This is a genomic window from Bradyrhizobium sp. 40 (assembly GCF_023100925.1).
GTDB lineage: Bacteria > Pseudomonadota > Alphaproteobacteria > Rhizobiales > Xanthobacteraceae > Bradyrhizobium.
Genome location: NZ_CP064688.1, coordinates 4,562,860 through 4,573,851, shown reverse-complemented (window position 1 = coordinate 4,573,851; position 10,992 = coordinate 4,562,860). Strand labels below are relative to the sequence as shown.

Below are 10,992 nucleotides of genomic sequence, written 5' to 3'. Positions count from 1 at the left end.
TGGTCTCCAGATCGACCATGTTTCCCCCGTACTCTCCGGCATTTCTTATGATGCCGATCGTAAAACCCGTTCCGTCGTGTCCAGACGGCATTGCGCTGCGATGACACCGGCGTTGCCGAGCTGCTCGCAGTCGTCGATGAGTTGCTCGAGCCGGTGCGCACGGTCCTCGCCGAGCGCACGGCCGGCGGCAGCGCGAAAGCGCGCGCGGATATCTGAAGGCGTCGCGGCGACGACGTCGGGCAGGGCGTGCCGGATCGTCCGGCCGCTGCGCAGATGCACGGTCACGTCCGCGCCCTGCTTGCCGGGAAAGGCGGCGGTGAAGCCGAGGTCTACCTTGAGGTCAGTGACCGAAACCAGGCGGAGGATGTCGGCATCATCGAGGTCGGAATAGTTCTCTTCCTCGATGTCGCCCCGTGCGAGCGTCGCGGCGACGCTGAAGAGAATACTCATCTTGGCCTGGAGCGCGTTGCGGTATGGGCCCGTGGAATCGCAGCCAGGATAGCGAACGGCGGCATCGGGGGCGCGAATGACGACGCGGTCGATCTCGCCGGCGTCCGCAAGCTCAAGTGAGACGCGAAGCGCCGCCTGCGCCGCGGTCTGCGCGAAATTGCAGGCGGGAACCGGCTTGTTGTAGACGGCCATGATTTCGCACTCGCCATCCGGGAAAAGCGCGATGCTGTCGGGCGCGGCCTGGCGGCGATAGGCGGCGAACAGGCCCGCTTCGCCTTCGAGGATGGTCTCAGAGCCGAACGCGCCGGCCGCAGCAAGGCCGACGGCCTTCATCGCATTGCTGGCGGCAAAGCCCGGATGGAAATACATGTCGGAGCCGCCGGCATGCGGCCATTCGTTCAGTCCGCTGGATGTATTGGCCGCGATCGCGATGGCGCTGGTCGCGGCATCCTCGGAAAGGCCAAGCGCAAAACTTCCCGCCAGCGCCGCGCCGGGCGGTGTCACGAGGCCGGTCGGGCGATAGAGGCGCGCGAGATCGGAGGTCAGCAGCGCACGGCCGATCCGCGCACCGGTCTCGTAGCCGATGATGGCGGCGGTCAGCAGCTTCGCCCCGTGCAGCGGCGTCTGCTCGGATAGGGCGAGCAGGGTCGGCCAGATCACGACGCCGTGGTGGGCGATGCTGGCCGCATGCATGTCTTCCCGCACCAGGCCGTGTCCCATCACGGCATTGGCGAAGGCGGCGTCGGCCGGTGAGGAGAGCTGCGACGTCCCGATGATCGTCGCGCTGCCACTGCCTTGCGCGATCGCGACCGCCTGACGGCTCCAGGGATGGTTGCCTGCTTCGAAAGCGCAGGACAAAAAGTCGAGCAGACAGAGCTTGGCCTTGGCGACGACGTCCCGCCCGAACTCACCGAGATCGAGCGCAAGCACGCTCCGCGCCATCTGGCGCGCGAGCGAGACCTTGCCTGATACGGTCGGGCCGATCGTCATCGCAATCGCTCTCCCTGAATGTATGCGTGATCAACCGCGCATTTCGACGCCGGCCCACTCCTCGAGCACCTTGGCGATCGAGGTGAAATCCGATGCCGCGCCGTATTTGGCGTTGGTGATCGCGAGCATCTGCCGCACCACCGCGCCGCAGACCATCGGCACGCCCATGGCCTCGGCCTCGTCGACGCAAAGCCGGACGTCCTTGTAGGAGAGGCCGGTGGTGAAGCCGAAATCGAACGTGCCCGGTAGCACCGCGCGCGGGAATTTGTCCTCGGACGCGCTGTTGCGGCCGCTGCTGGCGTTGATGATGTCGATCAGCACCTTTGCGTTGACGCCGCCCTTGACGCCCATCGCGACCGCTTCCGACGTGATCACCAGCGCCGCGGCCGCCATCAGATTATTGGCGAGTTTGGCCGTTTGCGCCACGCCGGGCTTGTCGCCGGTATAGAACAGCTTGCCGAAATTCTTCAGGATCGGCTGCACGGTCTCGTAGGTCGCTTGCGGGCAGGACACCATCACGGCCAGCGTGCCGTTGACGGCGCCCTTGATGCCGCCGCTCACGGGCGCGTCGACCAGCGTCATGCCTTTGGCTTTCAGGCCTTCCGCGACGATCTTCGCCGCGCCGGGTCCCGAGGTCGACAGATCGATGACGATCTTCGCGCGGCTGCCGCTGCTGATGCCGTCCTGGCCGAGCGTGACCGCCTTGACGATGTCGGGCGTCGGCAGGCTGGCGAGCACGATGTCGGCGCGGGAAGCAACGTCGGCCGGCGATTTGCAAAGTTGCGCGCCGCGTTCGACCAGCGGCTGGGTCGCCTCACTTTGTGTGTCATAGATGACGAGCGAATAGCCCGCATCGATCAGTCGCCCCGCCATGGGGCCGCCCATGCGGCCCGTGCCGATTACGCCGAGAATCTCTCCCGCCATCGTCTACTCCCTGTCGCGCGATCCCGTGCCGGGCGCGCCTTCTTGATCTTGTGGCCGATATTTCCGGTCGACCGTTTTCGCCGGCCGGCCGTGTCAGCCGCCGTCGTCGTGGCCGCGGGATCCCGCGCCAATGGTCGGATTGTTATGATTGTCAGACAAGCTGTCAAGCATAACATTTGGGGTCGACAGTTTGCCGCGGATCGGCATAAGGTCCGGGAAAACGAGGAAGACGCCCCGCGTGCCGCAAGATTCAATTCCGAGTGTGAGCAGGACGCTCGCCGATTTCGTCGCGTCCTCGTCATGGACGGACGTGGAGGCGCAAGGCCACGAGGCGCAGCGATCCATCCTCAATTTCTTTGCGACCGCGCTCGGCTCTGCGCGCGATCCCGTGGTCACCGCGGCAATGCGCACGCTGTCGCCGTTCAGCGGTGCCGCGACATCGACCGTGATCGGCCACTCCGAGCCGATGGACGCGCTGTGCGCCTCGTTTCTCAATGCCGTCTCTGCGAACCTGCTCGACTTCGACGACACCCATCCCGGGACGATCATTCATCCAGCAGCACCAGTCGCCGCACCGATACTGGCACTGGCGGAGATGCGTAAGCTGTCGGGGCGTGACGTCTTGAGTGCCTTCATCCTCGGCGTGGATGTCGAGTGCCGCATCGGCAATGCCGTTTCGCCGCGCCATTACGCGCGCGGCTGGCACATCACCTCGACCTGCGGGATTTTCGGCGCGGCGGCGGCGTGTGCGAAATTGCTGGGATTGCCGGCTGAGGGGATTGCGAACGCGATCGGACTGGCGGCGAGCCAATCGGCCGGCAATGTCGAGAACCTGCCGAGTGCGGCGAAGAATGTCAGCGTCGGCAATGCGGCACGTAACGGATTGTTCGCCGCATTGCTCGCGCAGCAGGGCTATGAGGCCGCGCCGCGCGCCATCGAAGGTCCGCTCGGCTGGGCCCGCACCATGGGCGACGAGCCTGATCTCGCCCGCCTGTTCGACGGCCTCGGCAAGACCTGGGAGATCGCGAAGAACACCTACAAGCCCTATCCCGCCGGCATTGTGTTCCATTCGGTGATCGACGCCTGCCTGCTGCTGCGCGAACGCATGGGTCTGCGGGTCGACCAGGTCGAGTCGGTGACGGTGCAGGGCTCGGCGCTGCTGCTCGCCCGCGGCGACCGCCCCGTCAACAACGAGCGCGATGCGCGGGTCAGCATCCATCATTGCGTGGCGTGCGGATTGCTGCTCGGCGCGGCCGGCGTTACCGAATTCGCACACGAGAGCGTGGTTCGTTCCGACATCGCGCAGTTGCGGCAGAAAGTGAGGGCGGAGTTCGACGGCGGGATGCCCGACGGTGCCGCGCGCGTGATCTTGCGCCTGTCGTCCGGTGATGTCCTCAGCGAGGCCGCAGTGTCGCCGCGTGGTAGCCGGGATGCTCCTCTCACTGACAGTGATCTCGAGGGCAAGCTGCGCGAAGGCGTGCGGTCCGGTCGAAGCGATTGGGATGCGGACCGTGTGATCGACGCGGTCTGGCGATTCGATATGGTGGACGACGCCGGCCATCTCCTGCAATCGCTGCGACCGCAATCGGCATCGCTCCAAACAACTTCCAACTAGACTCTCTCAAGACCGGAAAGGGACGATCATGAGCAAGACCGAACTATTCGAAAAGGGCCTCAAGGTTCGCAAAGAGGTGCTCGGCGAAGACTATGTCAACAAGTCGATTGCCGGAGCCGACGACTTCACGCGCGCGATGGCGGAATGGTCGACCGAATTCTGCTGGGGCGCCTTGTGGACGCGACCCGGCGTCGACCGGCGCACACGCTCGATCGTCAATCTGGCGATGCTCGGCGCCTTGAACCGACCGCACGAGCTGAAGCTGCACGTCAAGGGCGCCTTGAAGAACGGGCTGACCAAGGAGGAGATCAAGGAGATCCTGCTCCAGGTTGCCGTCTATTGCGGCGTTCCGGCCGGAATCGATGCCTTCCGCAATGCGCGCGAGGCCTTCAACGAGGTCGATGCTGCCTCCTGAGCCGTTGAATGGAAGCCCCATGGCCGACCCGGAATACGAGCTCTTCGCCATCCGTTACGCAACGCGCGACGCGCAGCGGAGCGAGCACTTCATCGGCGGTGATCCGCATGATGAACCAATGCCGATGGACTATTTCATGTGGCTGGCGAGGGGCGGCGGGCGCTCTTTCGTCATCGATACCGGGTTCAATGCCGAAATCGCGAAGCAGCGCAGGCGGACCTTCCTGCGCTGCCCGGTGGAGACGCTGCGCGCGTTCGATATCGATGCCGCCGACATCGGGAATGTGATCCTCACGCATCTGCACTACGACCACGCCGGCAATTTCGACCGGTTTCCGAACGCACGGTTTCACCTTCAAGAGCGCGAGCTCGCCTACGCGACCGGGCGCTACATGCAATATCCGCGGCTGTCGCATTCCTTCGAGGTCGAGGATGTCTGCGGGATCGTGCGGCTGAACTACGCGCGCCGGGTGCTGTTCTATGACGGCGACGCCGAGATCGCGCCCGGGTTGACGGTCCACGCGGCGGGCGGGCATTCGGCCGGCCTCCAGTTCGTCCGCGTCAACACGCGCCGTGGCCCCGTCGTGCTCGCCTCCGACGTCAGCCATTTCTACGAGAACATGACCAGCGAGCGTCCGTTCACGACAGCGTTTCATGTCGGTGACATGCTGGTGGGGTTCGACAAGCTGCGGGCCGCAGCGCCAGATCCGGACCACATCGTTCCCGGCCACGATCCGCTCGTCATGGAATTCTATCCGGCGCCCAGCCCAGCGCTGTACGGCATAGCGGTTCGCCTCGACGTGGCACCCTCCGGCGCTGCTCGGCGCTCGGACGTTCCCTAGCGGCAGCCTGACTTGTTTCGGTTTCGTATTTCATCCTGTTCGCAGCTTTGGGTCATCCGACGAGTTCGCTACAGTTCCATATGTGCGGGAGTCCTCAATGGACGGAGATTGAACCGCGGGGGCTGAACTTCAGTTGGGAGCGCATCTGGCATCCCTCGCATGCCGCGCTGAGGCAGCATTGTCCGTATTTCGCCGTGCCGGTGGAGGTCCGGCATGCGGGCGATCTTTGGCCCGCCGTCATGCCTGCCGCCTTGGTAGGCCCTTTCGCGGTCATGAACTAGCGTGCATAGTTTTGCTACAGGCCAGCACGAATTGCGGCAATTTCCGCTGCAACAACGCGCTTGACATAGTATCCGATCTCAACGACCGTATCGTGCAAGCGTAGGGCAAGACGGCCCATCAACGCGGTGAGTTCAACCATTTCCAACGCCACGCTTTCATCGCGTGTTCGGTTGGCGGCGAGGGCGCCCTCGGCTTCACAGCCGACGGGTGCTTTTTTGTTTTCGATCGAGTGATGACGCAGAAGCGATACCGGATCGGTGTGATGTTCTCGACGACGGGTCCCTACAGCGTCGTCGCGCGCTCTATCCTCAACGGAGCATTGCTGGCGTTCCAGGAAGTCAATGCGAGCCGTGAGGAGATGGCGCTCGAGCCCGTGGTCGTCGACCCATCCGGCGACCTCGCGCGCTATCGTTCGCTCAGTCTCGAGCTGCTCGGTTCCGGCATCCGGCACGTGGTCGGCTGCTACACCTCGTCGAGCCGCAAGGAGGTAATCCCGTGCTTTGAGAAGTTCGATGGACTGTTGTGGTATCCGTCTCACTACGAGGGCTTCGAGAGCTCGGATAACGTCATTTACACGACTGAACTTAGCCGCCGCAGATAGGCGCAAACCGGTGGGAAATCGACGAACGTGTCACAGGCCATGGAATTGATCGTTGCCAGCTACGTGAAGGTGCGGGACCGTCGCGCGCTGACGGACCTGCTGGCGCATCGGCGCAAGGTGCTGGCTGAATTGCAGGCCGTATCAGGCATCAACCCCGAAAACGCGGTCAGGGCGATCCAGGACGAACTGGCTGTGATCGAAGCCGGGCTCGAAGAACTTAAACCTCCGCCCGGTTCACTCCCTGAGAACGAGTGGAGCTAGCGATGCGCGTTAACAAGATCAATTCGGACAAAATCGGCAGGGTGACGGAGCCGGGTCGCTATAAGTGCTTTTTCGGATATCTCACAGTCACGCCCGAGGACCTCGATGTGTGGGCACACTATCCGGGCGCGACGTTTACATTGATAAGGCAAACGGCGGATGAGCAGCCAGTCGGCGAAGAATATCGTCTCGGCGCGTTCGACATCGGAAATCCTGAACAGTAGGACGGAATGCGGTCGTCTCCTGCGACACAGCTTCTATCGGCGCGGTCTCCAATAGGATCGCGTTCGGCGCTACCTCGCTGATCGTGAATGGAACCGCTAGACGTCACCGTCACAACGGCAGCCTGGTCCGTGAGCGAACTAGTAAGCACGCCGCACTACTTGGGGCAGGGATGGCAGTCTCGGAGAAAACTGGTGGGCAAGCGCGAGCACCGCGGCTTCGTCGGTTTCGAGAGCGATTTTCTGAGCCAGCATCACATCGCCAGCCGCCAGAGCACAATCGGGAACGAAACACCAGCCGATCGCGGGCTTCCCAGTTACGTCAAGCTCTACAACATTGCTCAGGGTACCATATTGAACTCGATATCGTCTGCCGGTGTGAGAACCGGTGACTTCGAAATAGTTGTTGGCATCGAATTGCGCGCGCTGCTCTGGAGATAGCCAATCCCGCAGCAGACGCCGCGAACGCGCTTCCGGGCCGTTTTGCTCGGTGAAGCTCCGATAAAGCTCACGGAGGGCACGGAAGCGCGCACTGTTGACGTCCCTGCGTCTGAACAGAAACATTGTCGCATCTCGATAGCTTAGCCGCCGACGAGCCGCGGATAAAATAGCGTCTCATCCGCGGTGGGATCAAACGACCGTGTGACCTTTAGTTCACTGCCCGCCGTCCGCGTGGCGGCGGTAAATCCCTGATCAGTGAGCTGCTTAAATCGCCGTTCAGCCTTGGCGAGCCCCTTCGGATCAGTTCGTTCAAAGAAATGTCTGCTGTCGCCTCTGTGGTCCATAACGATCTGGGTAGCCATGGAAGAAACTCCGCATTCCATTAGCCTCTAACGGGAAGAACCTCGCGGCTCCGAATAGTGTTCATTCTCGCCGGATTTCGTCGCGGCACCCGCCGCAATGCGGGCGGCACCGGAAGCGCGATTAAATTTTGCAGCGTTCTAAAATGGATGGATCAAAATTTGCGGGCACGTGAAGATATCGGGTCGGCCTCGCGAGCGATTAGGAGCGCGCTCCTGACCTAAGTTGCATTCCGCGGTCGTGCAGCGCCATCAGCGGTTGCTTCAAAGAGCCCGTTGGCGGACGCGCGCCCGACAGAAGCGGCTTCCTTCTCCGATCTAAAAACCGGCTGGATCCACACGGCAAGCCTTCCGGCGAGTGTTCACTCCCTCAGGGATGTCGGCTCGCTCCCTTCAGGGCAGCTAGCTACAGCAGCCCTTGCCGTTCTCTTGAACCGGCGGACAGGGAACGGTGCCGAAGGAGCAGAACACGCAGCAGTCGCCACGGAGCGGCTTCAGGCGCTCGCCGCAGCCTTTGCAGTCATAGAAGAACTGGCAAGCGTCGGTCCGCATGACCTCGGCAGCAGCGTGACTGCAGTTGGGACACGTGATCGTGGAGTTCAGGATCATTTACCTCAGGCGCGTGGCAGGCAGGGAGCAAGGAGCTGCCGGCGAGCTTTCTTCAGATCGGTCGCCAGTTTTATCTTCTCTCTCAAGACGAGGATTTCGGAATATTCCTTTTGGATCTCTGGAGCGGTGCGAACTGCTTCAAGCTGCTGGTCGGTCAGTTTGAGGATCGCGGCAACATGCCTACTCTGGATATGGTGCATGGCAATCAAATCCGCTGTTGGAAAAATGGAACGATACAGCCAACTGCGGTGCGGCGTCGCTAGAAATAAACAGGCAACATTGCTGCCGTTTTTTTGCGGCGCGTCACTGCGCTCGGGGCAGACCGTTCTTTGGGGTGGTGCGGGGAAGTGGCTTCCAATTCCCATAGTCGTAGTCACCCATCCAGGCGATAACTACAGCGTCGCAGGATAGGCACTTGAAAGAGCTTGCTCTCGTCAACGAAGAGCGGAATTGAACAGCGCTGTACGCTTGGCCGCATCTCGCGCATGCAAAGACGACTTGTGTCGGTGCGGTCTCCGTCATCGCATATTAAGGCCGATCGACGGCCGTTGTTCCCTGGCATTCCCTAGGGGCGCCGATCACTCTCTTCAAGGGAGCACCGATCAGTTGGGCTTGCGCAGCAGCTTCTTCACAAGGCCCGCAGTTCGGCCATTTCATTCAGGATCGTCTGCTGCATGGCAGCTTCTCGACCCGGCTTCGACGAAGCGGTTGACTTCTTGGCCTTCTTTTCTTTGTAGGCATCAGTGTGACACTACGCTGGAGGCGCGCCGTTGTTCAGAAGCTGAGCGACGGCTGCTATGATCTGCGCTGGCGCAAATGGCTTTGCTCAATAGGATGCTGTTGGGCACGCCGTGAGCGGACCACTGATCGGCCGCCGCACCCGTCATGTAAATAACAGGGATGTCAGGATTTAACTCTCTGGCGTGGTGGCCGACTTGCCAACCGTCAACAGTACCAACCAAATTGATGTCGGTGATGAGGGCTCGATATTTGGTGGCGTCGCTTAGAAGAAGTTTGACGGCATCCTCTCCACAGACGCTGACCTCGGTCGTAAAGCCGCCGTCGGACAATGCATCTGCCACCAGGTCACGGACAAGCTGATCGTCCTCCACGACCAAGATTAGAACCGCGGCCCCTTGCATCCCTCGCTCCCTGTCGCCGGTCAGGTTTGTTCCGGATCAGGAACTCATGAGAGCGAGTTATGTTCCAAAGTGCACATACGATGCCGTCCGCTCACTTCAAAGGGAGCGAATTGCTGGCTGGTAGAAGTCACGGATCCGCTGATCGGCACGTCGTGTTTCTAGGCGCGGATTTGTTCGTTCCAACTTGAACAAAACGGCTGTACGTAGCGCATCGACTGCCTCATGCGATGACGCATCCACTGCCTCATTCGTGAAGGTTGTGCGTCCTGTGGGTGGCAGGCTTGGGCTACGTTAGAGCACCGCTCGGCGCGGCAACAAACGCAACGCAATGCAACGCCACAAGCCGCTGAGGGACACCTTGGCGGCTTTGTTCCCGACGCAAACGAGTTCGGACTAAGGCCGACAACGCAGAACACCCGCCTGTGAGGGAAACGCTGCGGAACATCGCCCAGACTAACGATGCCTCGCGCGTTGCGCGGAGCAAATCCGGATGCACAAGGCGCGACGGAGTAAGCCTTAAAAGCCGCGGCAGTCGGCGGCCTCTTTCGCCCAAGTCTCCCCTTCAGTCTGCGCAACAGTAGCAGAGACTGTCAGGAGAACGCCGCCGTCCTTCCTAACGACAATCGCGATGGTGCCTGGACGAGCAGCAAGGGTAAAATCGCGCACGGCCTCGCCTAGCGCGACCATGGCCATCCTGTGAGCTGCAACAATGCTCTGCATTTCCTGGCCGAACTCGTCGAGAGTGACCCGTTCCGCTTCATGATAGTCGAAATGAAAACGCGGCATTTGCGCTAAGTTAGTAAATGCCCGCGCGTTCCTAAAACCCTGAGCCAGATTTGCCGAGCTTTGATCCTGCGCTTGGGTTCAATTCATGCAGATATTCAGGGCTGAACTCGGCTACAGCTTGCAGTTCCTGTGCGCGGAGCAGAGTAACGGTGTGTTTTTCCCATTCGATGAGACCCAAAGCCCTGAGTTCCTGGATCGTCCTGTTCACGTGAACTATCGAAAGTCCACATGCATCGGCAACATCTTGTTGCGTGAGCGGTATCGTGAAACTGCCGTTGTCCGCCAGCCCGACGAATTCCATCCGAGTGGTGAGCTCGCAAACAAGATGCGCGAGTCGACCTAAGGCTTGGCGCGCTCCGAGATTCTCAACCCATTCGCGATAGATGGCAGCGTGTATCAGCGTTTCGCGCCAAAAAGCGTGTGCAAGTCCGAGAGATTCGGTCATCATCTCTCTGAGAGATGAATGGGGCACAGTGGCTATGGTCGAGTTGCCGACGCTGCAAAGATCACAATCCGCGATCGGCAAAAGCAGGGTAGGCAAGTCGGGCATGTCCCCCGCTAGGTAGAACGACGAGATCTGATTTCGATCATTCACCACCCTTTGCCGGGCTAGAAAGCCGTCGATCACAACGATGCAGCTGCTAGGCTTGTCTCCCTCGCGCACCGCGTATTCGCCGTCAGCCAAGGACTTCACCCTGTATGGTATGCGCGCGAGTCTAAGCTTATCTTGTTCGAACAGACCGCCGACTGCCTGTAGGCGCGCTATTAGCTTGCGGTGCGGCATGATCGCTCCCTTGCACAAGCAGGCGGGAGCGCACGATCTCTCAGCCACCGACGCCTACGGACAAAGCCTCGGCCGGTGATGCTTCAGTAAAGCATGAAATTCGCCAGCGCTCCAGATTCTTCGGCAACGAAGATGGCTTCCTCGCGCTCCGGCCAGATGGAGCGGCGTTTGCACGCATCGGGCTGTCTGTCATGCAGCGAAGGGATGCAGGAAGCTTGACTGGACTCCTCGCAAATCAGCGCTTGATGAGGCTAACCAAAAGGGGCGGGAT

General features: G+C 61.2%; 15 protein-coding genes and 1 pseudogene. 6 read left to right on the top strand and 10 right to left on the bottom strand.

All coding sequences use genetic code 11. The annotated features are described in order from the left end of the window. Nucleotides 1-45 precede the first annotated feature (45 nt). Both IVB40_RS22355 and IVB40_RS22350 read right to left on the bottom strand, forming a co-directional pair. Complete coding sequence (locus tag IVB40_RS22355; RefSeq protein WP_247816313.1) at nt 46-1,440, bottom strand: MmgE/PrpD family protein; 1,395 nt, start codon at nt 1,438-1,440, stop codon at nt 46-48. Nucleotides 1,441-1,470: 30 nt separating this feature from the next. Continuing rightward, complete coding sequence (locus IVB40_RS22350; protein ID WP_247816312.1) at nt 1,471-2,364, bottom strand: NAD(P)-dependent oxidoreductase; 894 nt, start codon at nt 2,362-2,364, stop codon at nt 1,471-1,473. Between the two features lie 238 nt (nt 2,365-2,602). Here IVB40_RS22350 and IVB40_RS22345 point away from each other — a divergent pair, with 238 nt between their 5' ends. From IVB40_RS22345 to IVB40_RS22335, 3 genes are read left to right on the top strand one after another with little or no spacing between them, the layout of a single operon-like run. Continuing rightward, nucleotides 2,603-3,979 (top strand): MmgE/PrpD family protein, encoded by a 1,377-nt coding sequence (locus IVB40_RS22345; protein ID WP_247816311.1) that lies wholly within the window; start codon nt 2,603-2,605, stop codon nt 3,977-3,979. 28 nt (nt 3,980-4,007) lie between these two features. Then, nucleotides 4,008-4,394: a carboxymuconolactone decarboxylase family protein gene (locus IVB40_RS22340; protein ID WP_027568074.1), complete on the top strand. Its 387-nt coding sequence runs from the start codon at nt 4,008-4,010 to the stop codon at nt 4,392-4,394. A 19-nt stretch (nt 4,395-4,413) separates the two neighbouring features. Beyond that, complete coding sequence (locus IVB40_RS22335) at nt 4,414-5,235, top strand: N-acyl homoserine lactonase family protein (protein ID WP_247816310.1); 822 nt, start codon at nt 4,414-4,416, stop codon at nt 5,233-5,235. Nucleotides 5,236-5,530: 295 nt separating this feature from the next. On the opposite strand, the gene IVB40_RS35805 is transcribed toward IVB40_RS22335, so the two are convergent. Next, nucleotides 5,531-5,656 carry a hypothetical protein gene (locus IVB40_RS35805; RefSeq protein ID WP_256468200.1) on the bottom strand — a complete coding sequence of 42 codons (126 nt, stop codon included), beginning with the start codon at nt 5,654-5,656 and terminating at the stop codon, nt 5,531-5,533. A gap of 93 nt (nt 5,657-5,749) precedes the next feature. Here IVB40_RS35805 and IVB40_RS22330 point away from each other — a divergent pair. The 3 genes and pseudogenes from IVB40_RS22330 to IVB40_RS22320 form a co-directional block, all read left to right on the top strand. Beyond that, a pseudogene (locus IVB40_RS22330) lies at nt 5,750-6,094 on the top strand (transporter substrate-binding protein); the annotation flags it as partial. A gap of 63 nt (nt 6,095-6,157) precedes the next feature. Continuing rightward, a complete protein-coding gene (locus IVB40_RS22325; RefSeq protein WP_247816309.1) occupies nt 6,158-6,379 on the top strand; it encodes a hypothetical protein in 222 nt (73 codons plus the stop codon). 2 nt (nt 6,380-6,381) lie between these two features. After that, nucleotides 6,382-6,603, top strand: coding sequence for a hypothetical protein (locus IVB40_RS22320; RefSeq protein ID WP_247816308.1), 222 nt, complete (start codon nt 6,382-6,384; stop codon nt 6,601-6,603). Nucleotides 6,604-6,741: 138 nt separating this feature from the next. On the opposite strand, the gene IVB40_RS22315 is transcribed toward IVB40_RS22320, so the two are convergent. The 7 genes from IVB40_RS22315 to IVB40_RS22285 form a co-directional block, all read right to left on the bottom strand. Beyond that, on the bottom strand, nt 6,742-7,164 hold the full coding sequence (locus tag IVB40_RS22315; RefSeq protein WP_247816307.1) for a hypothetical protein: 423 nt from the start codon (nt 7,162-7,164) through the stop codon (nt 6,742-6,744). Nucleotides 7,165-7,181: 17 nt separating this feature from the next. Then, entirely contained in the window at nt 7,182-7,403 is a 222-nt protein-coding gene (locus IVB40_RS22310) for a hypothetical protein (protein WP_247816306.1), read from the bottom strand. Nucleotides 7,404-7,802: 399 nt separating this feature from the next. Beyond that, entirely contained in the window at nt 7,803-8,009 is a 207-nt protein-coding gene (locus tag IVB40_RS22305) for a GDCCVxC domain-containing (seleno)protein (protein WP_247286735.1), read from the bottom strand. 5 nt (nt 8,010-8,014) lie between these two features. Further along, on the bottom strand, nt 8,015-8,374 hold the full coding sequence (locus IVB40_RS22300) for a hypothetical protein (protein WP_247816305.1): 360 nt from the start codon (nt 8,372-8,374) through the stop codon (nt 8,015-8,017). A 375-nt stretch (nt 8,375-8,749) separates the two neighbouring features. Next, nucleotides 8,750-9,151 carry a response regulator gene (locus tag IVB40_RS22295; RefSeq protein ID WP_346283264.1) on the bottom strand — a complete coding sequence of 134 codons (402 nt, stop codon included), beginning with the start codon at nt 9,149-9,151 and terminating at the stop codon, nt 8,750-8,752. Nucleotides 9,152-9,667: 516 nt separating this feature from the next. Beyond that, nucleotides 9,668-9,937 (bottom strand): hypothetical protein, encoded by a 270-nt coding sequence (locus IVB40_RS22290; protein ID WP_247816304.1) that lies wholly within the window; start codon nt 9,935-9,937, stop codon nt 9,668-9,670. 31 nt (nt 9,938-9,968) lie between these two features. Beyond that, nucleotides 9,969-10,721, bottom strand: coding sequence for a Crp/Fnr family transcriptional regulator (locus IVB40_RS22285; RefSeq protein ID WP_247816303.1), 753 nt, complete (start codon nt 10,719-10,721; stop codon nt 9,969-9,971). Nucleotides 10,722-10,992 lie beyond the last annotated feature (271 nt).

Bases quoted from the DNA above. Each gene is read 5' to 3' on its own strand.
- IVB40_RS22355 (WP_247816313.1), bottom strand. From the start codon at position 1,440: ATGACGATCGGCCCGACCGTATCAGGCAAGGTCTCGCTCGCGCGCCAG.
- IVB40_RS22350 (WP_247816312.1), bottom strand. From the start codon at position 2,364: ATGGCGGGAGAGATTCTCGGCGTAATCGGCACGGGCCGCATGGGCGGC.
- IVB40_RS22340 (WP_027568074.1), top strand. From the start codon at position 4,008: ATGAGCAAGACCGAACTATTCGAAAAGGGCCTCAAGGTTCGCAAAGAG.
- IVB40_RS22335 (WP_247816310.1), top strand. From the start codon at position 4,414: ATGGCCGACCCGGAATACGAGCTCTTCGCCATCCGTTACGCAACGCGC.
- IVB40_RS35805 (WP_256468200.1), bottom strand. From the start codon at position 5,656: ATGGTTGAACTCACCGCGTTGATGGGCCGTCTTGCCCTACGCTTGCAC.
- IVB40_RS22325 (WP_247816309.1), top strand. From the start codon at position 6,158: ATGGAATTGATCGTTGCCAGCTACGTGAAGGTGCGGGACCGTCGCGCG.
- IVB40_RS22320 (WP_247816308.1), top strand. From the start codon at position 6,382: ATGCGCGTTAACAAGATCAATTCGGACAAAATCGGCAGGGTGACGGAG.
- IVB40_RS22315 (WP_247816307.1), bottom strand. From the start codon at position 7,164: ATGTTTCTGTTCAGACGCAGGGACGTCAACAGTGCGCGCTTCCGTGCC.
- IVB40_RS22310 (WP_247816306.1), bottom strand. From the start codon at position 7,403: ATGGCTACCCAGATCGTTATGGACCACAGAGGCGACAGCAGACATTTC.
- IVB40_RS22305 (WP_247286735.1), bottom strand. From the start codon at position 8,009: ATGATCCTGAACTCCACGATCACGTGTCCCAACTGCAGTCACGCTGCT.
- IVB40_RS22300 (WP_247816305.1), bottom strand. From the start codon at position 8,374: ATGGGAATTGGAAGCCACTTCCCCGCACCACCCCAAAGAACGGTCTGC.
- IVB40_RS22295 (WP_346283264.1), bottom strand. From the start codon at position 9,151: ATGCAAGGGGCCGCGGTTCTAATCTTGGTCGTGGAGGACGATCAGCTT.
- IVB40_RS22290 (WP_247816304.1), bottom strand. From the start codon at position 9,937: ATGCCGCGTTTTCATTTCGACTATCATGAAGCGGAACGGGTCACTCTC.
- IVB40_RS22285 (WP_247816303.1), bottom strand. From the start codon at position 10,721: ATGCCGCACCGCAAGCTAATAGCGCGCCTACAGGCAGTCGGCGGTCTG.